At 59.0% G+C, this 23,178-nt stretch carries 14 protein-coding genes and 5 pseudogenes; 7 read left to right on the forward strand and 12 right to left on the reverse strand.

All coding sequences use genetic code 11. The annotated features are described in order from the left end of the window. Positions 1–144: 144 nt before the first annotated feature. A pseudogene (locus IB265_RS34095) lies at positions 145–801 on the reverse strand (aldehyde dehydrogenase family protein); the annotation flags it as partial. 258 nt (positions 802–1,059) lie between these two features. On the opposite strand from IB265_RS34095, the pseudogene IB265_RS37890 reads away from it, so the two are divergent. After that, positions 1,060–1,389, forward strand: a pseudogene (locus IB265_RS37890) (hypothetical protein); the annotation flags it as partial. Here IB265_RS37890 and IB265_RS37895 read toward each other — a convergent pair. Continuing rightward, positions 1,273–1,590 (reverse strand): annotated as a pseudogene (locus tag IB265_RS37895) (hypothetical protein); the annotation flags it as partial. The pseudogenes IB265_RS37890 and IB265_RS37895 sit on opposite strands and share 117 nt — an antisense overlap. Then, positions 1,509–2,366 carry a response regulator transcription factor gene (locus IB265_RS34105; protein WP_192496007.1) on the reverse strand — a complete coding sequence of 286 codons (858 nt, stop codon included), beginning with the start codon at positions 2,364–2,366 and terminating at the stop codon, positions 1,509–1,511. The pseudogene IB265_RS37895 and the gene IB265_RS34105, both read right to left, overlap by 82 nt. Positions 2,367–2,789: 423 nt before the next feature. Here IB265_RS34105 and IB265_RS34110 point away from each other — a divergent pair. Then, positions 2,790–3,189: pseudogene (locus tag IB265_RS34110) on the forward strand (transposase); the annotation flags it as partial. Positions 3,190–3,779: 590 nt separating this feature from the next. Here IB265_RS34110 and IB265_RS34115 read toward each other — a convergent pair. Together IB265_RS34115 and IB265_RS34120 are read right to left on the reverse strand one after the other, a co-directional pair. Next, positions 3,780–5,279: a lipopolysaccharide biosynthesis protein gene (locus IB265_RS34115; RefSeq protein ID WP_246806133.1), complete on the reverse strand. Its 1,500-nt coding sequence runs from the start codon at positions 5,277–5,279 to the stop codon at positions 3,780–3,782. Continuing rightward, positions 5,269–6,564, reverse strand: a complete 1,296-nt coding sequence (locus tag IB265_RS34120; RefSeq protein WP_192496008.1) for a hypothetical protein — start codon at positions 6,562–6,564, stop codon at positions 5,269–5,271. Before IB265_RS34120 ends, IB265_RS34115 begins: the two co-directional genes overlap by 11 nt. Positions 6,565–6,814: 250 nt before the next feature. On the opposite strand from IB265_RS34120, the gene IB265_RS34125 reads away from it, so the two are divergent. The 4 genes from IB265_RS34125 to IB265_RS34140 all read left to right on the forward strand — a co-directional run bounded on the left by IB265_RS34125 (position 6,815) and on the right by IB265_RS34140 (position 12,539). Continuing rightward, positions 6,815–8,077, forward strand: a complete 1,263-nt coding sequence (locus IB265_RS34125; protein ID WP_192496009.1) for an O-antigen ligase — start codon at positions 6,815–6,817, stop codon at positions 8,075–8,077. Between the two features lie 605 nt (positions 8,078–8,682). Beyond that, positions 8,683–10,224, forward strand: coding sequence for a hypothetical protein (locus tag IB265_RS34130; protein WP_156414640.1), 1,542 nt, complete (start codon positions 8,683–8,685; stop codon positions 10,222–10,224). Between the two features lie 24 nt (positions 10,225–10,248). Then, positions 10,249–11,406 (forward strand): glycosyltransferase family 4 protein, encoded by a 1,158-nt coding sequence (locus IB265_RS34135; RefSeq protein ID WP_057251160.1) that lies wholly within the window; start codon positions 10,249–10,251, stop codon positions 11,404–11,406. A 110-nt stretch (positions 11,407–11,516) separates the two neighbouring features. After that, a complete protein-coding gene (locus IB265_RS34140; RefSeq protein WP_057251161.1) occupies positions 11,517–12,539 on the forward strand; it encodes an SDR family NAD(P)-dependent oxidoreductase in 1,023 nt (340 codons plus the stop codon). A 406-nt stretch (positions 12,540–12,945) separates the two neighbouring features. Here IB265_RS34140 and IB265_RS34145 read toward each other — a convergent pair whose 3' ends face one another. From IB265_RS34145 to IB265_RS34165, 5 genes are all read right to left on the reverse strand, one after another. After that, positions 12,946–15,291, reverse strand: a complete 2,346-nt coding sequence (locus tag IB265_RS34145; RefSeq protein ID WP_192496010.1) for a Calx-beta domain-containing protein — start codon at positions 15,289–15,291, stop codon at positions 12,946–12,948. A 193-nt stretch (positions 15,292–15,484) separates the two neighbouring features. Then, positions 15,485–16,447 carry an AAA family ATPase gene (locus IB265_RS34150; protein ID WP_112997145.1) on the reverse strand — a complete coding sequence of 321 codons (963 nt, stop codon included), beginning with the start codon at positions 16,445–16,447 and terminating at the stop codon, positions 15,485–15,487. Further along, the gene (locus IB265_RS34155) at positions 16,444–17,196 is read right to left on the reverse strand and encodes a sugar transferase (RefSeq protein WP_082615848.1); all 753 of its coding nucleotides are present in this window, start codon (positions 17,194–17,196) and stop codon (positions 16,444–16,446) included. Before IB265_RS34155 ends, IB265_RS34150 begins: the two co-directional genes overlap by 4 nt. A gap of 34 nt (positions 17,197–17,230) precedes the next feature. Beyond that, complete coding sequence (locus IB265_RS34160; RefSeq protein ID WP_082615849.1) at positions 17,231–18,463, reverse strand: DegT/DnrJ/EryC1/StrS aminotransferase family protein; 1,233 nt, start codon at positions 18,461–18,463, stop codon at positions 17,231–17,233. Continuing rightward, the gene (locus tag IB265_RS34165) at positions 18,423–19,142 is read right to left on the reverse strand and encodes a sugar phosphate nucleotidyltransferase (protein WP_057251165.1); all 720 of its coding nucleotides are present in this window, start codon (positions 19,140–19,142) and stop codon (positions 18,423–18,425) included. Before IB265_RS34165 ends, IB265_RS34160 begins: the two co-directional genes overlap by 41 nt. 284 nt (positions 19,143–19,426) lie before the next feature. On the opposite strand from IB265_RS34165, the pseudogene IB265_RS34170 reads away from it, so the two are divergent. Continuing rightward, positions 19,427–20,094 (forward strand): annotated as a pseudogene (locus tag IB265_RS34170) (IS5 family transposase). Positions 20,095–20,120: 26 nt separating this feature from the next. Here IB265_RS34170 and IB265_RS37655 read toward each other — a convergent pair. Continuing rightward, positions 20,121–20,831 carry a response regulator transcription factor gene (locus IB265_RS37655; protein WP_057251166.1) on the reverse strand — a complete coding sequence of 237 codons (711 nt, stop codon included), beginning with the start codon at positions 20,829–20,831 and terminating at the stop codon, positions 20,121–20,123. Between the two features lie 583 nt (positions 20,832–21,414). After that, the gene (locus tag IB265_RS34180) at positions 21,415–22,746 is read right to left on the reverse strand and encodes a polysaccharide biosynthesis/export family protein (protein ID WP_192496011.1); all 1,332 of its coding nucleotides are present in this window, start codon (positions 22,744–22,746) and stop codon (positions 21,415–21,417) included. Positions 22,747–23,178: the final 432 nt, after the last annotated feature.

A 23,178-nucleotide genomic window follows, 5' to 3' on the forward strand; every position in this document is an offset into this window, starting at 1 on the left:
GCGGCCAGATCGGAATGGTGCCTCTGCCCGAGGGGAACCGCACATTCTTGGAGCGCGTAAACTCCCGCAGAGTTTCCGCGGCGTTTTCCCTTCCAAAGCCGCTTCCCTTCTGACCGCCGAAGGGGGAGCCGAGGAAGGCGCGGCCATATAGTTGTTGACGAAGATCATGCCGGCTTCGAGCCTGGCCGCACTCTTGCCGGCGTGGGCTTCGTCGGTCGTGCAGATTGCCGGCGTCAGGCCGTACTCGCTGTCATTGGCGATGCGGATTGCTTCTTCCTCGGTAGAAAACCGCATGATGCTGGCGATCGGGCCGAACATCTCTTCGCGCCAGGTCGGGCGTCACATCGGCAAGGACCGTGGGGGCGACCCCTCGGTCGGAAGTTTACCCTGGGTGACTAGGCGGGCTCCTTCCTTCAGCGCGATATCGAGATAGGCCAGCACCTTGTCGCGGTGCTTCGCATCGACCATGGCCCCAATATCTGTCGCGGGGTCAAGGCCGTCACCGACGACCAGCTTCTCGGTCGCACGTGCAAAACGCTCGAGGAACTCGTCATGCAGCGCATCGTGCACGAGTATGCGTGACGTCGACGTGCATGCCTCGCCCTGGTAGAGCGCGACATCGATCGTGCGGATGCCGATCGTTTCGGCTCCCTCGAGGATCGAGCGCGGCAGTCGCTCGCCCGGGCTCATGTCCCATTCGCGCTGCCAGTTCGATCGAATGAAAGGCGTCACTGCGTCGTCGACGAACGCGCGGCAACTGTCGCGCATCAATCGCTGCTCCTGGGACAGGTGAGCCGTCATCGGCGTGAATCATTTCTCGCTCCCTTGGTTCTTCTGGCGGGTTCCTCTTCCTGCCCTCAGATTCGTAGCGTGCTGCCTCGGTGCCAGTGAGGTTCTCACCGTGCTCTTTTGGTGAACTATCGTCCAATTCGACGTGGATTTTCTGCGCGGCATCGGAAGCATTTGAGCGATGGGCTCCGTCTCAATCGCTCCACTCCCTCAGATTGCCCCGACGCCCGCGGATAACGACGGCGTGCAGATGGGGCCGGGCTACCAAAGGAGGCGCGCGAAGAACTCATGAAAGTCGCGCTTTTCGCCGCAGAACGGCGCATCCCCATCGAGATCCATGCCTATACCGATGACGCCGCAAACGCGATCCTCGACGTCTTCGAAGCGGTGCACAAGACGCATCCGTTCAACGACTTGCGCTGGTCGATCGCCCAACACCGGATCGGAACGGACGCTCGACCGGATGCAGAGGATGGGTCTCGCCTATACCGTGCAGATGGGCCCTATTTCGAGGCCCCTGCCATCAGGGAAGCGAACGGTGCCGCGGTGGCCGCGGTCTCGCCACCGACGCGGCTCGCAATCGACAAGGGAATCATGGTTGCCGGCGGCACGGTCTGGTACGACGAGAGTGTTGGACATATGCCAACCAGCCTGATCCATGATGAGGACGGCATACGCATCGTCGGCGACATGACGGGCAATTTCGGCCAAATGCTGTGTCATGGCGTAGGTGTCGCACCATGGCATGACCAGCGCTGCCGCTTTCCCAAGCTTCGGGCAGATGGCGCCGAAGATGTAGGCTGATCGGGTTCGCTGGTCGTGCGGTGCTGCGGATCGCGTTCCACGCTTCGATCGTTGGGCAACAGATCGTTTAACTTGTAGGCGACTTCGGTCCTGTTTGTCGCCTTGACCTTCTTCATAATGTTGCGGATATGAACCTTGACGGTGCTTTCGCGCAGGTTGAGTTCATAGGCAATGATCTTATTGGCCTTGCCGCGCCGCAGCGCCTCGACCACTTCGGCTTGGCGGGAAGTGAACATACCCGCCAGCGGGTGTGGGACCGTGTTGCTCGACTCGAACAGCTGGTGCATTGCGAACAGACAGCTGGCGGGAACGAAGACCCCGCCAACGAGAGCAAGATAGATCGCTTCGATGCAGACATCTATCGTGACCGAGGAAGGGATATAGCCCTTCGCGCCGCATTCGAGGGCTTTCATGATCTGCGCGAGTTCGTCCGTATCGGCCAGCACGATGACCGGCGTCGACGCGAATTCGGACGAGAGCCGGCGGATCTCCTCGGCCACATCCCGCTCGGCAATATTTCTGCCCCCGATATTCAAGAGAATCGCCGACAATGGCGGGTATTGCCCGCGATGCTGCCTCCATTCCTCAATTGATCCAAAGGCCAACACGAGCAGGTCCGTCTTGTGAGCAACAATGCTCTGCGCGAGGCATTGTCGATCGAGCGCACGGGTGTCGATTATCACAAGCAGGCGCTCCCGTTGAGGTTCCGCACGCACGCTGACAGCGCCGATAAGCTCATTGAATGGGGGATAGTCAATATCATTTTCTTTCATACGCCTTGCTCCCGGGATCTTGGAGATAGTGGTTATACTGCCCTCCGCCTTAAATATTATCGTCGCCGCGCAACAGTACTGCCAATCGCCCTCGGCTTGTACTAACGGATTAAAGGAATACTCGGCGAATACGCCAAGCCAAACTACCGCAGAAATTCTCGGCGGTACTCTACTGCCTAAAGAATAGCGTACTACAAAGGCTGGCGACAGAACACATACAAATTGGGGCGCTGCGAGTGAAAAAAGAAGTAGATTACACGATACTGCGGTGAAATTAGTATTATATATGCTACTTGCGTAGTAGAGGTCGGAACAAGAATTGTTTCCCTCAAACACGCGGCCTTTATCAACCAAAAATAGCAATAACCTTGATAGCCAACGACTTCCATGCGATTCTTCGGGCATGATCCGAAGGAGATGAGAATGTCGGAAACGATGCTTGCAGCGCTTACCAACATTCGGACGGCGGAAGATATGATCGTGGCCTTTCGCGATGAGGAGCAGTGTCGGCGATTGCTGGAAAGCATGGTGTGGCCGGCCGGAAGAGTTTGCCCTGCCTGTGGCTACAAGCGCTCGATCGCGATCGCCGGGCGCGATATGGGCAAGCGGCGTGCGCATCCGGGTCTCTATCAATGTTCCAGCGGCGGATGTCGGTTCCAGTTTACGGTGACGACACACACACCGCTGCATTCCACAAAGCTTCCTCTGCGTGTCTGGCTGAAGGGCATGTGGCTGATGCTGCGAGGCCGAAAAAGGTCTACCGAATACCCAGAAGACGCCTGTCATGGTGATCGTGCAGCGACCAGATGACGTCACAACCGGCGCCAATGTGCGCGAGTGACTCTATGTCGACGACTCCGTCGAATAGGCCGTTCGGACCCGGATCGAGTTCGTACAAGGCCCTCGTGCCGGCGTCATCGGAGAAGTAGAGGTGTTTGTTGATCGGGTTGTAGGCGACACCGGTCGGGTCATCGGAAAAGGCGAAGGCGGTAAGCGGGCTCAGCAGCGCCCCATGATCAGCAGTGGGTTGGCGATGTAGGTAACGCCTGAAGAGTCGGTGCTGCGCGTCGACTAGGTCGAGGTTTCGGTGGTCCTCACCAAGGTCGTGGATGTCGGCAACTGACGAGGCGAGTCGCTCGTGACGTCTAAACTGAAGGATTCCACATCGCTGAATCTAGTCACTTGAAATCTCTCTTGGCAGGCCCGATCGCCACATCGCTAATGTGTCCGAGGGGACTGTTGTCATGCTGGTCGGGCCCGTCAAAGCGGCCAAGCATTTAAAGCGCCGCAGGCCAGCCGAGTGGGGACCCAGGCATGATAGGAAATGAGGCAAAGCGGACCCATTTCAAATCAGGACTAGTCCTGAAGGGTGACAGGCATGGGGGGCCTCCTACCCGCCTTGCCGCCCCGCCGCTATGTTGGGCGGCGCTGGAGCCAAGCTGGGGCAAGGCTCATGAGGACTTGCAATGCCGACCTGCCATCGTGACCAAGGAACAACGCTGGTGCGCACCAGCACAACAGCGCGCTGGCAGGGGCCGTGGTAAGCACGATCATTCCCAGCAGGGAGAGCGGCGGCGTGTGAAGTTCTCGCAATAAATTCGCAAACATCCAGGCGCCGCCTCCTACCGTGACCGCTAGCGCCACGCCGGGTAGGTGCGCGACGGCAAAGTCCGACCACTTAAGTCCCGTAAGGCGGAGGCTGAGCTGCGCCATGAGAAGGAAGTTGCTCGCCACCGCTATGACGGCCCCAAGCGCCACTCCTGTCACACCCCAATGTTGCCCGATGAATGAGCCGGCCCCGACTGCGAAGGCGAAAACGGCTTGCCGCCACGCGCGGGCGTATACGGCCCCGGTTGCCCGGGTAATCGAATCACTGAGCTTGTAACTGGTGCGGAATAGCATTCCCGCCGCCAGGATCTGAAGCGGGAGTACCGCGTTCTCCCATCCCGGGCCGAGCAGCACCTGTACCAGTTCCGGCAGGACAGCCATTACCACCACGCTGGCGGGAAGCACAAGCAATGCACAGGACGCGACTGCGCCGCGAAATGCGCGTGCCAATCGCGCCGGCTCCTGCTGGATCAGCGCCATCGTCGGAAACAAGACCATATCGAGGGTCTGGCCAACAATGACTGCGGGTGCTGTCATCAGCTGCGATGCGAGCGCATACAGCCCCAGCGACTCAGCTCCTAGCCAACGCCCTACGACCGCTTTGTCGGCCTGACCGGCCAGGTAATTGAATATGCGAGCGATGGTAAAGCCACCTCCAAAATAGAGCAGGTGTCCGATCGCGCGTCGTTCCAGCAGAAGCCGTTTCGGGTGCGGCTGTCCGATGAGCAGCGCAAGCATGCGCACGAAATGCTGGCACACCAGGGCGCCAATAAGGGCCCAGATCCCAAGCCCCCGCCAGGCTAATAGGGGACCGACGAGAACGAACCCGATCGCAAAGGCGCCCGCCTCGATACCCGCGAGCCACCGAAACCGCAACGCGCGCTGGGCCGAGGCCTGCGCCACCATCGATATTCCACGACACAGGAATACGGCGCAGGCCGCGCGCACCACGGGAGCAAGTTCGGTTAAGCGGAACAGGTCCGCGATAGTTGGCGCTGCCCACCAGACGAGCCCAGCCATGGAAAGGCTGAAAATGAGCGACAGGGTGAACCCAACACGTAGATGGGATTCTTCCACAACAGGTCGCTGCACAATCGCCTGAGCGACGCCCAGACCTTCGAATATTGCGGAAAAATTAATGACGACCAGCGCTGCGGCATAGAGCCCAAACTCACTCGGAGCAAGCAATCTGGCCAAAACGATGAGGGCGACGAGTTCCGCAACGGCTAGCCCGCCCATAGAAAGGCCAGTCCACATCAGGCCAATCGCGCTGCGCGCTGCCAAGCCTCGCCGGTCACTCGTCAAGACGCGTTTCCTTCTTGGGAACAGGGGGGGACAAGTGATCTGCCGTGATCGTTTCTGGCCAGGTAAGCCGGGCAACGTAAGCCGCAACAGGTCCACCGGGTTGCCCCCAATTGCTCGCCCAAATGATCTGCGAGCCATCAGGTGAAGGCGATGCATGCGCCTCGCTCAGATAGTCGTGTTTCACACTTCGATGATGGACGATACGCCGGATTTCGCCCCTTCCGTCAATTTTTAATGCGACGATTTCCCCATACAAGGGCGTCGTTCCGCTTCGCCCTGCCCGCTCGTGTGAGCCGCTGTATGTCAGGAATACCCAGCCCGGCCGGTTGATGCTGCGGGCTGATGCGTGCTGCGCAAAGCCGGGCGGTGTCAGGACCGTCACCTTACCGTCTGAGAGGCGCCTCTTGATGACTTGATATTTGTCCGGCTCGCTCTTGCTTATTCCGACATAGACATCGCTGCCGTCGCTGTCGATCGTCATGTCGCCGTGGCCAGGTCGATGATGCTCAGGCCAGTGCTGGATCGGATGGCCGTCAAAACTGAAGATGTCGGCGATGTCACTGCCGTCAGGCATGTCTTCATGGCAGAAGATGTACTGGCCCGAAGGCGAAATGGTGCAGTAGTTGTTGGTGCCCTCATGATCAAGCTGGATATCGGGGTATTTTGTCGCCGATCGTATGTCGTATGCAAAGGCGACCCGTTCGCCAGACGGTTTGACAGCCCGGATCACCAGTCGATCACCATTGCGCGAAAGGTTGTTCTTCCCGGGGCCGAATTCCAGTTTTCGGTACTCTGTGGGAGCATAGATCGTCATCCGCTCATCGCTGCGCACTATCCAGCGAAATATCTCAGTATTGCTGACGCAGATCATTTGCTCAGGATCTGTCGGGTGCCATTCGCACACACCGGACGGGCGGCGCTGGAACAGCGGCCGATAGTTCTGCCCGTCCAGAAAGCACAGCCCCGGACAGCCTTTTTGGACAACCAGCAGACTCTGATCGGCATTCCATGCCTGCGCGCTGGAATAGCGATGCCTGCAAAAGGCCGGATCACACGCGATGCCCGTCATGAGCTCCTTGCCCGGATCCGTCACTCGAACGAAAGGAGTACCAAATACTGGATCGGTGCTCCGCTCGAGATAGCCAGGGGCAGCCATCTCTGGCACCGCGACCACCCGTGTGTCCGCCAGATTGTCGAAGGCAAGCACCTTGCCGCTGACCGACAGCGCCAAGATCGAGCCCGTCAACAAAATCAATCCCAGCAATCTGGGCTTGCCTGGGTTCATTGTGGCCTCCGGCGGTCTTTAGGGGTTGCTGCAACACTCCCATTAAAATGCTGGCGCAGCGTTGTGGATGTAAATACCCCCTTAGTGGGTAAGCAGCGTTGCGGCCTAGCCCTTTTTGGGCGTCGTCAGTATCCAATTTGCACATTCCAGACCGAGGCGAATGTGAGAAGATCGGGCCGTCGGCTCGTGCGCCCGGAGGCCAAAGGGCGGGCACTTGCTGCTTTGGGTTTGGTCTAATCAGGTCGTGTCAATGATTAATGATAGACTGCTCGCATTTGGACTGTTGTTGTCGACTGCGACGCAGCTCCGTCTGCCCGGCACGCCTTGGGGAGCCGGCGAAGCGCTGCTCACGATATGGATTATTGGAGCGCTGGCTGACCTCGCCTATCGGGGCGCTCCGGCGCTTACAAGGCCCCTTTCCCATATGCTGCTATTCTGGGCGGTGTTCACCTTCGCCCAGAGCATAGGTTTGCTTTTGGGATTGGCCACAGACAATATCTATCCATCGGGCGCCCTGCACACCGGACAAGCTTACGCCTTCGTGGCTATTTTGTCGCTTCTCTTAGTCATTCTCCCTGCTTGGCGGCTTCACCGCGTGGCGTGGACATTCTCGGTCGGCGGCGCCGTCGCGGTCATTCTGTTAATCGCCGGCGGCTATGGCATGGTTCCCATGCCAGGCCTTGGCTTTTGGGAGTGGAACCGGTTCATTGGCTGGTCAATGAATCCAAACCAATTTGGTCTTCTATGCACTGTCCTTGTGCTGCTGTCGCTTCAAAGGGCAGAAGCGGCGGCTCGCCCGCACACCAAAATTTTCGCGCTTAGCTGCATGGTCCCTCCTTTCATTGCCGGAATTCTGACCCGAAGTGACTCGTTTACCGTGGCCATTGGCTTTGCGGTACCGCTTTTCGTGGGGAGCAAGTTTCTAATCAGGTTCATGCGCGCCGAGCGTCACCCGTCTCTGGTCATGACCGTCGCCTGTCTGATGATCCTGTCACTTCCATTGCTGCTTGCGTCCGTAACCCCGTTCACTCCGAAGATCGCGGAGAATGCGCGCCAAGCGATCGTCGAGACCATGTCAGAAAATGATCAAGCTGAAGATCGATTTCGACTCTGGAGTGAAGCGGTGGATATTGGCCTGAAATCAGGAATGTTGGGCCTCGGACCAGGCCCGCATCTTCTCGGAAAGCGGACGAAACTACCGCCCCCTGAAAAGGCAGAAGCGCATAACACTGCCCTCGACTTGATCACTCAGGGCGGCATCCTAGCTGTGCTGATCTTTTTCTGGATCATTACGGCGGCACTCATCGCTGCCTACCGGGCTGGGCTCATAGCGCTGGCAAGTCTGATTTTCTCGCTGTTCGTATATTCCAACTTTCACCTGGTTGTTCGTCACCCGATTTTCTGGTTCTCGGTCGTGCTCGGTCTCGCGGCCATGCACTCAGTCGCACCGCGAAAGTTGACGAGTGCGCGACCGCTCGACATCAGCCCCAGCGCCCCTCGCACCCGAGCCTAAATCAACTGACGAATATTCGCTCGCAGCGCTGCCAACGACGATTTACGGCCCCAGACGCCCGTCCCGTCTGCTTCCCCGGCGCCATCCACCAAATTGCACTCGTGGTGCCACTACAGCGCCGTGCATCTACAGCGACCTTTTGCGCGTTTGATAAGACGCGCGGCGCTGTAGGCGGTGTACGGGATCGTGTCGAGTGCGTCTTGCCTGCTCCGCCAATACTTCATGCTTACATTCGGGCTTAGTGAGCGGCACTCTTCTTGGGTATTCAGGTTTGCCAAAGCCAGCTTCCTGCCGGAAAAACCTTCTCACCCTTATTAGCATTAAGTTGATCGTTAGCCGGCGCGCTAGATTGGAAACGGCAAGGGGTCAAACTCGCCTCAGAGGCGGGTTTCGGAGCTGTGGCATCGGCCTGTTGAGCGGAGGGAGTCCATTGATGAAAGCCGTAATGCGATGTGGCGGTCAGGGAACTCGCCTGCGCCCGTATACCATGGTCCTCCCGATGCCGCTGGTGCCGGTTCAATCACAGCCGGTGCTCGAGTTGCTGCCGTCTGGCTCGAATTTGGCCGTATAGACGATTTCCACACCGCCCAGGAGCTCGATTGAGGATGTTCAGTCGCCGTCATTTGACGTCCATGCAGCCTAAAGCCTATCTCGCTGGAGCAGCCGGCCCCGAAACAACGTCGGCCCTCCCCCCACCGAAGGAGCCGATACGTCGCCTGCTCGCCTCGCTGGACCGTATGGGGCTGCGGTACTGCCACTGGAAGAGCAATCTGCGGCTTGGCGAGAGCCTTGCGGGCGAAGGGGATCTCGACCTGCTCATCGACCGCCAGGACGCCGCCGGCTTCCAAACCGCGCTGGTCGAAAGCGGGTTCAAGCTCGCGGTCTCAGCGAACGGGGCCGGACATCCCGGTGTCTTCCACGCCTTTGCTCTGGACCCCGATGCGCCGCAGCTGCTCCACGTGCACGCCTATTTCCAGATCGTCACCGGTGACAGTCTGGTCAAGGCCTACCATCTCCCGGTGGAATCGGCGCTACTGGCCAATACGCGTCGCTTGCACGGCGTTCCTGTCCCCACGGTCGAGGCCGAACTGGTGCTCTTTGCGCTCCGAATTGCGCTCAAGCATACCAGTCTTGCGGAGCTGTTTTTGCTTCAGCGCCACTACGACCTCGTGCTGCAGGAGCTGAAATGGCTCTGTGCAAGCGCGAACAGTGACAAGGCCGAGGAGCTCTGGACGGCCTGGTTTCCGGGTGCGCCTGTTTCGCTTCTTCATGACCTGATCGAAGCCATCGCCGAGCCGCGGGCCATGGTTCGCCGAATCCTGCTTGGTCGTCAGGTAGCGGGCCAGCTCCGTGGCTGGCGACGGCTCAACACACTCTCGGAAGCGCTGTCACGCATGCAACGTGTCCTACTGTTGCTGCTGAGGCGTCGCCGCAGGCTTATCCCTACGGCGGCAGGGCTCGTAATCGCTTTTGTCGGTCCCATGGGCACGGGAAAATCCACCTTGAGTCTGGCCTCCGCCCGCATTCTGGGCCATCATTTCGATGTCCGCGCCGTCCATGTCGGCAAACCTCCCGCGACGTTCGTTTCGCTCCTCCCGCGCCTCATCCTTCCTTTGGCCCGGCGGATCCTGCCCGGTCACCGATCCAGCGCGCGTGCGGAACGTGAGCAGAAGCAAAACGTGCCGCCTTCTTTGCTGAATACTCTGTGGCTCACTGTTCTGGCCCACGACCGCCGCGCGCTTCTGAGCCGTTGCTGGCGCTATGCCGCCGCGGGGTCGATTGTGATTGCCGATCGTTACCCTTCCGCAACCCTTGGCGCGGTCGACAGCAGTCGGTTCGATGATGAGGCGCTTGCGCGGTGCGGACGTGGCCCGAAGCAGTGGCTGATGAGGCGCGAGCGGGCGCTCTACACCGGGCTCCCGCAGCCGACGCTTGTCATCCGTTTAACTGCGCCGATCGAGACGTCGCTGAGAAGGGACGCGGTTCGCATTAAGAAAGAAGGACCCGATCCCGCAGCCGTAAAGAGGCGCAGAAAGATCGAGATGGAGACTGAGTTCCCCAATTCGCGCGTGATTTCCGTCGATACGGACCAGCCGCTCGAGGATACGGTGAAAGCCGTGATGCAGGCTCTGTGGAGTAGTGTCTAACTGTAGCTGTGGCCGGGGGTGCCGATGTCTATTCTAACGTCACACGAACAGCGGACGACCGAGCAGGTCGACCATCGTCTACGGATCGTTTTCGTGATTTCGCGCGGAGACGAAATCGGGGGGGCACACATTCACGTGCGCGATCTATCCACTGCGCTTCGTTCCAGAGGTGCGGAGGTGACGATTTTGGCTGGTCGCGACGGTCGGTTTGCCAATCACCTCAGAGAGTGTGGAATTCCCATTCATTGCATACAAAACCTGCATCGCAGCGTGGGGCCCTTCCAGGCCGTGAAAGCTGTACTTGAGATCCGAGAACTATTACGTCAGCTTCGCCCCGACATCGTATCGACGCACTCTACCACTGCGGGCCTGCTTGGTCGGATTGCCGCATACAGTCTTGGTATTCCGGCTCTGTTTACCGCCCACGGCTGGGGTTTCACGAAGGGGCATCCATGGATCCAGCGTGTTATTTTTTGGCTGGTCGAATGGGCCGCAGCACCGCTTGCGTCTCGTATCATCACGGTATGTGAATCTGACTTCAGTGCCGCCGAACGGAGCTTCCTGACTCGCAAAGATCGGCTCGTGGCAATTCCGAATGCCATGCCCGACGTCAAGGAATCGCTTCGCGCCCGACCGGAAAGATCGCCACCCAAGATTGTAATGGTGGCACGCATGGCCTGGCAAAAAGACCATGCGACGCTCTTGCGCGCTCTTGCGCAGTTAACGGACCTCGATTGGCAGCTGGAGCTGGTTGGTGACGGGCCCTTGCTCTCCTCTGTCGAGGGGCTTGCCGCCTCGCTGGGGATCGCGTCGCGCGTTCGCTTTGCGGGTTATCGGCAGGATGTGGCAGAGCGTTTGGCGGATGGGCAGATATTTGTGCTCGCTTCCAATTGGGAGGGATTCCCGCGCTCGATCCTCGAGGCTATGCGAGCGGGGCTGCCCGTGATTGCGTCAGACGTTGGAGGAGTGCGCGAGTCGGTTCGCGAGAGCGAGACCGGATTCGTTGTACCGCGGGGAAATATTGATGTCCTCCGCGACCGTCTGCGCTTGCTTATTGCGGCTCCACTGTATCGTCGCCAGATGGGAGAGGCCGGACGGGCTTGGTACGAGAAGCGCTTCTCCCTCGACCGCCTGGTGGCGGAGACAACTGCTGTTTATGATTCTGTGCTTTCGGATTCGTGAATGGAAGTGGGGGCCTCGGTGGCAATCCCCTGTCGCCTCCGTGGGTACGCCGCCATCTTGAACTTCGCGGGTTCAAGCAGAAATAACGCAACGATGGGGAACTGAGTGCCATGGCTATCGATACGCGCTACGACGGACTAAAGACGGTGATCACTGGAGCCGATGGATTCATTGGTTCGCATCTGGCGGAGAGCTTGGTACGTCAGGGTGCAAAGGTCACCGCGCTCAGTCTCTACAACTCTTTCGGGCAAAGGGGGTGGCTAGATGATACCCCCGCCGAGCTTCGCCAAGCCATGAATCTCGTGGCTGGCGATGTCCGCGACTCCCATTTCGTGCGCAAGCTGGTCGACGGCGCAGATGTCGTATTTCACCTCGCCGCGTTGATCGCGATCCCGTACAGCTATAGTGCGCCGCAATCCTATGTGGACACCAACATAACGGGCACGGTGAACGTGCTCGAAGCTTGTCGCGCAGGCGGGGTCGGCCGGATAGTCCACACGTCCACCTCCGAAGTCTACGGCACCGCGCTGTTCACACCAATCACCGAAGAACACCCACTTCAAGGTCAGTCACCCTATTCCGCCAGCAAGATTGGTGCGGACAAGATGGTAGAGGCCTATGCCCGATCATTCGAGACGCCCGCCGTCATCATGCGCCCCTTCAACACTTACGGGCCGCGTCAAAGCGAGCGCGCCGTCATCCCGACAATCATCCGGCAGGCCCTCCAGCCGGAATCGAAAGAGATCCGGATTGGTGACCTTAGCCCGATACGAGATTTCAATTTCGTTGACGATACTGTCAGTGCGTTTCTAGCCATCGGCCGAGCGGAACAGCTGGAATGGGGTGCCGCTTATAATGCAGGCTCGGGGTTTGCAGTTACCATTTCTGAGACCGTCGAACGCATTCGCGAACTAGTGGCTGGGCCCGCCAAACCGATAATCGCGGAAGACGTTCGCAAGCGGCCGGCTGCATCGGAAGTGATGGCCCTAATCGCCGACTCGGATCGTTTGCGAGAGTTGACGGGCTGGGCGCCTCGCGAAACGCTCGACAGCGGCCTCGAAAAGACGATCGAGTGGTGGCGCTACCGAATCGCAGCCGGGCGGGTTCGCCCCGAGTTGAGCTATCTGACGTGATAGGCTTGGCCCTCGCCGCTTTACGAGGGCAATGGCTTCCAGCGCCATTGCTTCGCCATTGCGCAGATGCGGCGTGGCCTTCGTGACCTGACGGGCGATGCGGTTGGACCTGGCATTGCGCAGCTCGTGCGGTGCGACGAGGAGACTAAGGAACGCAGGTCGCTCACTTGTCTCACCGCCACGCATGCCCTGCCGGGGTTTGCCACCGCCGCCATGCCGCTGGCTGCCGTGGTCGCCTGGCCCGCCTATTGCATGTCTCCTTAAATCGCTCTCGATTTAAGGAGACAGACATTGCGCCAATTCAAAGTGCTACCGCGAATTTTGCGCGTCTGATAAGACGCGCGGCGCTGCAGTGCCGAGCGCACCAGGCAATGGCGCAAAGCTCACGACAGCCGCAACTGAAGTGCTAAGCGACAATGAGCCAATCATTGCCCAAGTCGATTTCGATCACGCGCCCGTCATTCACATGGCTGTTCCCGTAGTCGGCGACATAGAGATTCATCTTACCCGGATCGTCATTGGGATCACTGCTCGGCGCGAATTCCAGGTCCTTGATCTTGGCGCTGGTGTCGCCAATCGGGTTACGGTAATCCTTAAGAAGGTCGATGGTCTGCAGGATGTTGCCGCCGCGATCGACAACCCAGATATTCTTGCTAAAGCCGCCGCCCACGAAGAACACGTCGTGCTGGGCGTCATAGGCCAGCGCCTCCGGATCCTTGATTATCGTGGGAAGAGTGATCCTGGAGAGAACCTGGCTGAATGCCTTGTCGGTCTCGACGATCGTACGGGAAGTCCCGTTGGCAATGAACACGTTGCCATTGTTCGGGTTGACGGCGACGTCCTCCGGATCGTCACAGTTGAGGGACTTGACCGACAGCGTCCCGAGCCTCGCTGTCGGGTTCTTCGGATCGACCCAGTAGATCGAGTACTTGTCATCGTCCGTGATGAGCAAATGACCGGTGACCGGGTTGAACGCCAGACCCGTCGGCTCCTTCGTGAAGCCCGCAAGACTGAGCGACTTCTCCAGGACACCACTCGTGCTGATCTGGAACAGATTGTTCGCGCGAAAGAATGGACTCTCATCCACTTCCGAATCGGAAAGGAAAAGCCCCTGGCCTGGCACATAGGCCAGCCCTGACGGATCCGAACTGTTGATCCCGCCTGCCTTGATGCTGGTGTCAATGATGTTGACCACGGTCGGATTCGCAGGCGGGCTGGTATCATTGTCGGCGATACTGCCCGTTCCCGAAGAATCGGCAAGGGTGAGCGCCGTGCCGCTCGTGACGAGCTTTGCCGAGTTGATCAGGACCTTGAAGGACTCGGTATTCTCCACGATGGTGTCGTCGCGCAGATTGATGGTGACTTCGACGCTTGTCTGCCCGGCCGGGATCTCGACCACGCCACCACTCACGCCCACGAAGTCCTCACTGGCTGTCGCCGTGCCGTCTTGCGTACTGTAGACGATGCGCACCGCCTCGGACGCCGCCTCCGACAGCGTGATCATGAACTTGATCGTGGCCGTGCTGCCTTCCGTCTGCGGGTTGGGCGCTCCGTCCGTGATGTTGACCACGGTCGGATTCGGAGGCGGGCTGGCATCATTGTCGGCGATACTGCCCGTTCCCGAGGAATCGGCAAGGGTGAGCGCCGTGCCGCTCGTGACGAGCTTTGCCGAGTTGATCAGGACCTTGAAGGACTCGGCATTCTCCACGATGGTGTCGTCGCGCAGATTGATGGTGACTTCGACGCTTGTCTGCCCGGCCGGGATCTCGACCACGCCACCACTCACGCCCACGAAGTCCTCACTGGCTGTCGCCGTGCCGTCTTGCGTACTGTAGACGATGCGCACCGCCTCGGACGCCGCCTCCGACAGCGTGATCATGAACTTGATCGTGGCCGTGCTGCCTTCCGTCTGCGGGTTGGGCGCTCCGTCCGTGATCGATATCTGCGGCGGTGGTGCTGAACCGCCAGACCCGGAAATCGTGAAGCGGTCGGCGCTCAGGAGGCTTGCAATATCCGTATCGAAGGTGGCGATCGCGATCCCGGCGGCGCCGCCGGCACCATCTCCGTCCCACATCAAAGTCCGAGTCCCACTCGAGTAGATGAACTGCCCGTGAGACGTGCTCGCCTGATTGCCGGAACTCACAATGGTAAAGTAGTCGCTCGACAGTTTCCCATTGGTCAGACCGCTGCCCTCGCTCAGGCCGTAATCGGCGGCGAAGAATCCAAGTCGGTCGTCCGCGTCGAAGTCCACCACCCGGTCCGTGCTACTGACCGCAGCTGGACCGAATAGGAACGTGTCGGCGCCGCCACCGCCAGTAAGTATATCTTTTCCCCCGTCTCCAGTCAGGACGTTCGCAGCGGCATTTCCCTTGATCTTGTTGTCGAGTTCATTGCCTGTTGCGTTGACGGCGTCCGTTCCCGTCAGCGTCAGGTTTTCAAAGAACTTGGGAAGGGTGAACGTGACGGAACTCTCGACCAGGTCGATTCCGCCATCATCGATGCCGTCGTTGTTTTCATCCTCGCTGATCACATCGCCGACATTATCGATCCTGTAGCGGTCGTTGCCTGCTCCGCCGTACATGGCGTCCGCGCCGGCCATGCCGTCGAGCAGGTCATCCCCACTCCGGCCATAAAGGATGTCATTGCCATCCTTGCCGTAAAGCCTGTCGTTTCCCCCCTTGCCATCGAGCAGATCGTTTTCAGCGCCGCCAGTGAGGTCCTCGCCAGCATCCGTGCCGATCTTATCTACCATAGCTAGTTCTCCTTTCTGCAACCGGCTCCGAAAGCCGCTATGGCGGGGGCAGCTCTTGCATCACCCGCGGCAATTGTTTCCGCAGTGAGCGTTGCACTCGGTCAAGCGGTGCCGGACGCGACCGATGAAAACGGCTCTGTTTGCTCCGTCAATTCAGCGTCGCGGGTACAAGGCGATTTCGCGCTAAGTCAGGTCATCGCGATCCGTGTCCCTTCTTCAAGATGATTTCGTCCGCGATCGTCTCAACGGCCATTGCGAGGGTGTCTTGGTCCCACCAACTCACACGCATCGAATGCCGGCCGCGCGCTTTCAGCAAATCATCAATCATTGAGGAGATCTCAATCTGCCGAAGCGATCTTTGGATGTCGCTCTCGAACAGTCGCTCAAACAACCCTTGACGACGCAGCCGCTTTTCAAGGCGCGCCTGCAGCACTTCGCGCGGCGTCTCCACGCGAATGAGCAAATCGGGCGCCGGGACAAGCGATAGTCCTCGCGACAGAGCACGCTGGCTTACCGCACCGGAAAAGAGGGCGAGCGAGCAGAGCGAATTCATAAAACCCTGATCGAAGATGACGACGCTGTCCGAGGTCAGCGCCGCGCTCCAGGAGCCGCAGATGTTCCGCAGATAACGTCGAGCCCGGATGGCTCTGGTCCAGCTCTTTGGCGGCAGGATCTCCATCAATTGCTCGACGAGTGGGTCGATGGAGACCCCTGGCACCAGCGCGTCCAGAGCGGTGAAGACTTTCGAGGCGCGGGCCAAGGCTGCGGGCAGCGCGGAGGACGGCTTAGTCCCAGCTCCTGGTGGCTCAGAACCTTTTTCTGCAGGACGCGAGCTCCCGACGAGCTGCACCGCGATGCCCCTAGCATCGAGCGCCGCCTCGAGGGCTCGGGCAAGGGTCGTCTTCCCGGAAGCAGCTGGCCCGAAAAGCTCGATGATGATGGTGTTGCGCCTTGGCGCCGTCGGTGTCCTTGCCCACAGCGATGGAATCGCGCCGGGATTGCATGCTCGCGAGGGGATCGGGCTTTCCGCACCGAGGAGCGCGCCCGAACACCACTTTTCACGAGGCACTGGCGTTGCTGCTGTCCGGTGGGACGATCCCTGCGTCGCGTCCGCGGGACCCTGCTCAAAGGGCCTCTGCGGAGTTACCCAGCTCATAGTTGCATCCTCCTCGCGCGGCTCCAGCTCGAAGGTGGCGATAGAGCGCCTTCCGTCACAGGCGCCTGGCTGGTCCGCAGCGTGGGCAGCTGCGTCGGAAGCTTGGTCAATGTTGGATGGAGGCCAGCCACCGCCATGACTCCGCGAACAATCCACACTAGGTCCTTGAGCATGGTCTTACGCGGGTAATATTCGAGATCGAGACAGGCCTTCAGCGGGAAGATCACCTCTCGATAAACCTTAATCAGGTCGGTATTCACCGGGTACAGGCTCGCCTCATTGCGAAACGCTGCCTGGCTGGGACCGAATATTCCAGGCCTATAGTCCAAGATTGCCCGGTGCTTGTCGTCGAAGCAGTCGGCAAAAGCGAGGCTCTCTGGCCGCGGGCCGACAAAGGCCATATCTCCCCGGAGGATGTTATAGAGTTGCGGGAGCTCGTCGAACTTCGTTTTTGCGAGTAATCGTCCAATTCTGGACGTTCGACCGTCATTATTGACCGTCAATGGAAGGCCGAAGGGGCTGCAGTCCGCACGAAATTTGCGAAACTTGTAAATCTGAAAGTGCCTGCCGCCCTGTCCAAGGCGCACCTGCGAGAAGAACACCGGACGGCCGCTCTCCGCGATGATCGCCACGGCAATCAGCAGCATCACGGGGCTTAGAACCGCCAAGCAGACGGCGGCGAACAGAACGTCGAGGGAGCGGGCAATCCAGCCGATAAGACGTGCTGGCGGACGGTCGTCATGGCTCATTACGTATCTCCTCACATTTGTTTCGTGACGTCCTTCATGCCTGCGCAGCAGCGGCCAGAGCGGCGACTACGCGCTCGACGTGACCGTCATCCATGCCGGGATGCAGCGGGAGCGTCAGCTCGCGACGAGAGAATTCCTCCGTCTTCGGGAGCCGAAGGTCGGGTAGCTGAGATCTGTAGAAAGAAAAGTCGTGAACAGGCGGGTAATGGATGCTCGTTTGGATGCCATCGCTTCTCATGGAAGCGATGATCCGATCGCGGTCGGCTTCGGCCGGCAAGACGACCGGCATGATGTGATGAGCCGAATCGCAACCCTGCAGGCTGGGGACGAGGATGGTCGGGCAATCGGCTGCCAGAACTTCTGCATATCTGGCCGTCAGGACGCGCCGGCGTTCATTCCACGCTGTCAGGCGACCGAGTTGAACCAGACCCATGGCAGCCCGGAGTTCGTCCATTCGGTAATTGTAGCCGAGCATGGTCACGTCGTAGCGCGGCGCGCCACTATGGTGGCGCTGGAATGTGCCGCTTGTCATCCCATGACTGCGCATTTGTCGGACTCGCTCCAGAAGGTCGGATTGAGTCGACACCACCATGCCGCCTTCTGCGGTCGTCATGTTCTTGTTGCCGTAGAAGCTGAAGGCAGCTGCGTCGCCGAAGGTTGCGGCGTCCTCGAGGCCCACTGCATGCGCCGCGTCCCCAATGAGGAACAGGCCCCGCCGGGAGGCGAACTCGCGCCATGCGCTGCGCTGCGCGACACAGCCAGCATAGTGCACGACAATGACAGCCTTCGTTCTCGGGGAGCACTTTTGCGCAGCGTCCTCCAGGGACATCAGCGGCATGGCGAGCGACTCGATGTCGACGAAGACAGGCGACGCTCCAGTATACAAGACGCTGTTGGCCGTCGCCACGAATGTGAGCGAGGGCACGAGGACTTCGTCGCCTGGCCCTATCCCCAGTGCATGGAGGATAAGATGAAGTGCGGCGGTGCAAGAGCTGACTGCCACGGCATCGTCCGTGCGATGCCGCTCGGCGAAGGCTAGCTCGAAATCGCGTACACGCGAGCCCATCGTGACCCAGCCGTCGTCCAAGACTTCGGAAACGGCGACCTGCTCCTGACGCCCCAAGATTGGTCGCGCGACGTAAATCTCTGAGCGATCGTCGGCCCCGCTGCCGGCACGCGCCGTTGCGGCACCTCCGCCCGGGGCGGCCGCATTCAGCAGAACAGCCTCAGGCTGCGTGGACGCGTTCAAACGGTGGTGACTGGACATCCCAATCAAGCTCCTGAGCGGTTTGGAAATCTTCGATCCGGCCAATGTCGAGCCACATGCCCTCGTGAATGTAGCTGTGGGTCGGAACGCCTCGCCGAAGGAGGCACAGGATCAAATCATCGAAGCCGAATGGGACGCCAGCAGGAATGTATTGAAGCACCGAGGGCTCCATGCAGTAGACACCCATGCTCACAAGGTTCGAGAGTATCGGTTTTTCCTTGAAGCTGGTGATCCGCCCGTCATGTGCCTCGATGACGCCGAAATCCATTCGAGTCTGCCGGTGCATGGTAGCCACCGTGAGTATTCCGCCCGTGCTGTGATGGTACTGCGCGAACGCACCGAGGCTCAGATCGGTAATGACATCCCCATTGATCACCAGGAAGCTGGTGTCGAGTTCATCGCGCAGCAAGCCGAGTGGCCCGATCGTCCCCAGGGGTGCCGCTTCATCCGTATAGCGGATCCGGATGTCCCACCGCCGCCCGTCGCCACAGAAGCTCTTGATCAGCTGGCCGAGATAACCGGTGGTGATATAGACCTCTGTCAGGTCGTTTCGTCGAAGCCATTTCAGCAGAAGCTCAAGTACCGGCTGAGAGCGGACTGGCATCAGCGGCTTGGGTAGCACCATAGTGTATGGTCTCAGGCGCGTTCCCTGACCGCCACACTGGATTACGGCTTTCATCGAATCTCTCCCTGAAGTTGACTCGGTACTGCCTCAAAATCCGCGTTTGCAGAGATGTGACAGATCGATGACAGGAATCTAACAGTCGATCAGTCCTCGGCAATTGCGCATAAGGATAGAAGGCAGTCGAACGGCAAAGCCATACTTTGTGGAGCATCCTTTTGTGGAGCCGCTACCCAAGCGGGGTGACCGCTCCAAAAGGGGTATTACTTGGACGTAAACTCTTAAAATCACTTGGTGTTTTTCGCCGTCGTGATTCAAGATTTCCGAATGAGGGAGCCTCTATGACGCGTCGCCGCTACGAACTCACCGATCACGAATGGTCGATCCTGTCGCCGCTGTTGCCCAACAAGCCCGCGGGGTTCCTCGGGTCGATGATCGGCGAGTGCTGAATGGCATCCTCTGGCGGTTCCGAACGGGCTCGCCCAGGGCGGAAATCCCGAGCGCTACGACCTGTGTCCGCGTTCACCAGCATGCGGCCACGGGAAAAAGGGGATGGAGATGATGGCGGCATGAGACGTTCCCGCGGCGGGCTTACGAGCAAAATCCACGCGCTCGTCGGTGCCGAAGGTCGCCCCGTTACCCTGCGCCAGACCGGCGGACAGATCGCCGACTGCACCGAGGCCGCCGCGCTGACGAACGAACTCGGCAAGGAAGACATCCTCCTGGCCGACAAGGGGTATGACAGCAACGCCATTCGGGCCAAGGCCGCCGCGCGAAAGGCCTGGGCCAACATCCCGCCGAAGACAAACCGCAAGGCTCCTTCGTATTCTCGCGCTGGGTCTATCGGCAGAGGAACATCGTCGAGCGATTCTTCAACAGGATCAAACAATTCCGCGGCATCGCAACCCGATACAAGCGTCCCGAAACCCTCGCCGCCGTAAAGCTCGTCGCCACGAGAATATGGTGTCGACGGCTTTTAGATAGCCCTTATTTTTCTAAGGCTTGCTGAGGCGGCTTGATCAGGACGGATATCAATCACTGCTGGTACGGTGAGGTCTGCTGCCCTGCACTCGTTGCCCACAAGGCCGCCTCGGTCCGGTTCTTTATCCGAAGCTTCCGCAAGATTGCCTTCACATGTACCTTCACGGTGGCATCCGAGATCTCGAGCTTCCTGGCAATCTCCTTATTGGAGTTTCCCCGACTAAGTGACATCAATACTTCAATTTCTCGCGACGAAAGATTAGGCGCCAGGGAAATTATATGAGTTGAATCCCCGTTGTGACCATTGTTTTGGTTGTGCTTCGGCAAGACATACTCCTTTGTGATAAGCGATGTCTTGACCGGAGCGGGGGGAGGGAAAACAGGTTCGCCGAGCAGGACCAATTCCAGCGATTTCACCATGGCTTCGACGCGCATGCCCTTGTCAATCAAACCATGAACACCCGCTTGGACGGCCTGGGTGACTACAGCTTCCTCAACAGAGTCCGCCATTAGAACAACAAATGACTTTGGAAATTGCGTTTTGAGCTTCTCGACGTCCGCTTTAAATCGGCAGATATTTTGCCCCACGTCTATCAAAAACAAATCGACTTCCTGACCCTTTTCTATCAACTCCCACAACTGGGCCATATTGGCGCATTCGATTTGTTCTTTGAATGCCGTTCGTGCAAATATTCGTGCCAGCCCTGCGCATACAATGTAGTTCGGCTCGACGATTGCAAAATTCCACGTTTTCTTCTTGTTCACGTTGCACCCCCTTCCGGAGAGAATTTTTCAAATAATTCCTCATGTCAAAAAAGAAATGGTACCACATACGCGCAGCGGGGCAATCAACCGGGATAGCCCCAAAAAGTCAACGATGACGTTTCAATGGTCATCTCTAGGGTTGTATACATAGCACAATGGATTTACACTTATTCGCCAATGCCCTTATACTGTTACCGCTTTTGACGTAGATATTGCCCAATGCCGGAAAGCAGGCTCTTGCTCGACGAGCGAGTTGTCGATGCGGCCACCGATGGCAAATAAAGCGACCGCGAGATGGGCACGGGGGTTGGAAGAGCTCTCGGTCCGACCGCAAACTTTGGCGAAGCGCTGCGTCTCGCCGTCGGCGGCCATCGCAAAGCCTTAAGGTCCTGCCGCAAGCGCTTCGACCACGGAAATGGACAGCGGTCCGGCCAACACCAGCAGGTTGACGAACTCACTCAAGTTGGCGGCAGAGATGAAATGACAGCGGCCATCGCCGAGCGAAGACTCGGCCTCTTCGTCTATCCGCGCCCCGCTCGAGCATCGATCCGGAAGACCAAGTAGAACTTGAGGGATTGAGAGGTTATTTCGCGCTCTGGGCATATTGAGGCCGGTCAATGCCAAGTGCGCCGACATCAGTGCCCGTCGATAAGGACCCTTGGCGTAACGCGACTTCCACGATATCGCCCGGCTCGACCTCTTCATCATACCCCGCTTCAAAAGCGACGGGCTTCATTTCGATCCTGCGAAAAATGGTAACCGCCGGGCTGGCCTCCTGGCTGGCCTCCTGGCCGCGCGGGACGGCGATGCCAGCGAGGTCCAATTTCGCCCGCAGACTCTTTAGGCGGGCATGTTCGTCGGCCAGTTTCAGATCTATGGACCGCAGTTCTTCATGGATGCCGAGCCGGCGCTGGTCCTCGAGCTTTTCCAACGACCGGCGCGCCTCGTCCAGCCGTCTGCGCATCTGCATGAGCTCGCTTTCCGTTTGCAGCCGGCGCGTGGATGAGAAAAGCACCGAGCGTCGGGCATCCACTACCCGCAAATTGGTGAGTTTGCCTTGCCGTAGAAGTTCTTTCGCGGTCTCGTAGACTTGAGTGTCCTCGCGTTCGCCTTGAGTCTCGAGTTCGACGCGTTGGGATAGCGACTTGATCTGCTCCTCAGCAAGAGCCGCGCTCCGGTCCAAAAAGGCCCGCTCGCGATCGAAATCCACCTGCCGAAGCTCACGAATCTGCTTCTCGGTCGCCAGAATGCGCGTCAACGCGTCTTCAGGCACCGGTGCGGCTGGAATTGATGTCTTGTCGAATTCGGCCGTCTCGCCGAGCTCGGTGCGGAACCTCCAGGCGCGGACGGCATGGCCAGCCAATGTGAGCCAGCTGGCAATGTAGTCGCTCTGCAGCGGGATCGGATCGTATTGCGGCAGCGTGCCGGTAGTCATAATCGGTGGACGGAGCCCGCCCGCAGACGCGATCGCCTGGCGTACCGTCATCCGTGGCTGGAAACGATGCTCGCCGGTCTGAACAACATCTCCGGATACCCATATCGGCGCATATTGCACGATTGCTGCCGATACATCCTCGCGTTCAACCGTACGCGTCAACTCCCGACCATCGGAGGCATAGAGGGTCAGGAGCCGGCTGGTGTAGGCAGCCTGAATAAGTTCGCGAACATTGGCCAACGTGACGCCCTCGACGTCGAGCGTGCCGATGGTCGGAATTGTGATGCTGCCATCGAGCTGAACCGGCGCGCGTTGGCCGAACTGCGGAAGCCCAGCGAGCGAGACCTCGATCACATCGCCCGCATGCAGCCGGTACTCGGAGGCCTCCGACCACGACAGCCCCAAGGCCATTGCTACTGCGGTGCGGGCCGCCAGACCAAACAACTTGAAAAACGTGCGCTGTCGGGGACGAAGGACCATCGGCGTACTCCAATCTGAAGATTTGCTGGAGTCAGTGCATCTGGCCGGCAGACTGGCCCGGCGCGCTTCACCAACATCATCTAAATGATCGCAAAAGCCCCAATATCAATAAATGGAGAATAGGTATGCTCATTCAGGCAGAGCGACATAAGTGGGTACGCCACAAGCACCATGATTAGGTAATCCTCGCCGAATCCTTACTCAATTTGCATCAATTTACGCGTTGTACAAATAATGAAATTCTGTACGCTGGAAATGTTCTGAATGGGTGGGTGAGCACTCGCATCCCCATCATCGCATTTGCCGTCGGCTAGTCAAGCAGCCGAGAACGGGTGCTCCCGGGTGGATGGAATGGTTGAGGAGTGGCACGACACAGGCTACCAAGGTCCCCTCGCCGACCAACGGCGTTGACCGTGGTGTTGCCCACCCGCT

Origin of the sequence: Ensifer sp. ENS10, from assembly GCF_014852025.1 — a bacterium.
Classification (GTDB): Bacteria; Pseudomonadota; Alphaproteobacteria; order Rhizobiales; family Rhizobiaceae; genus Ensifer.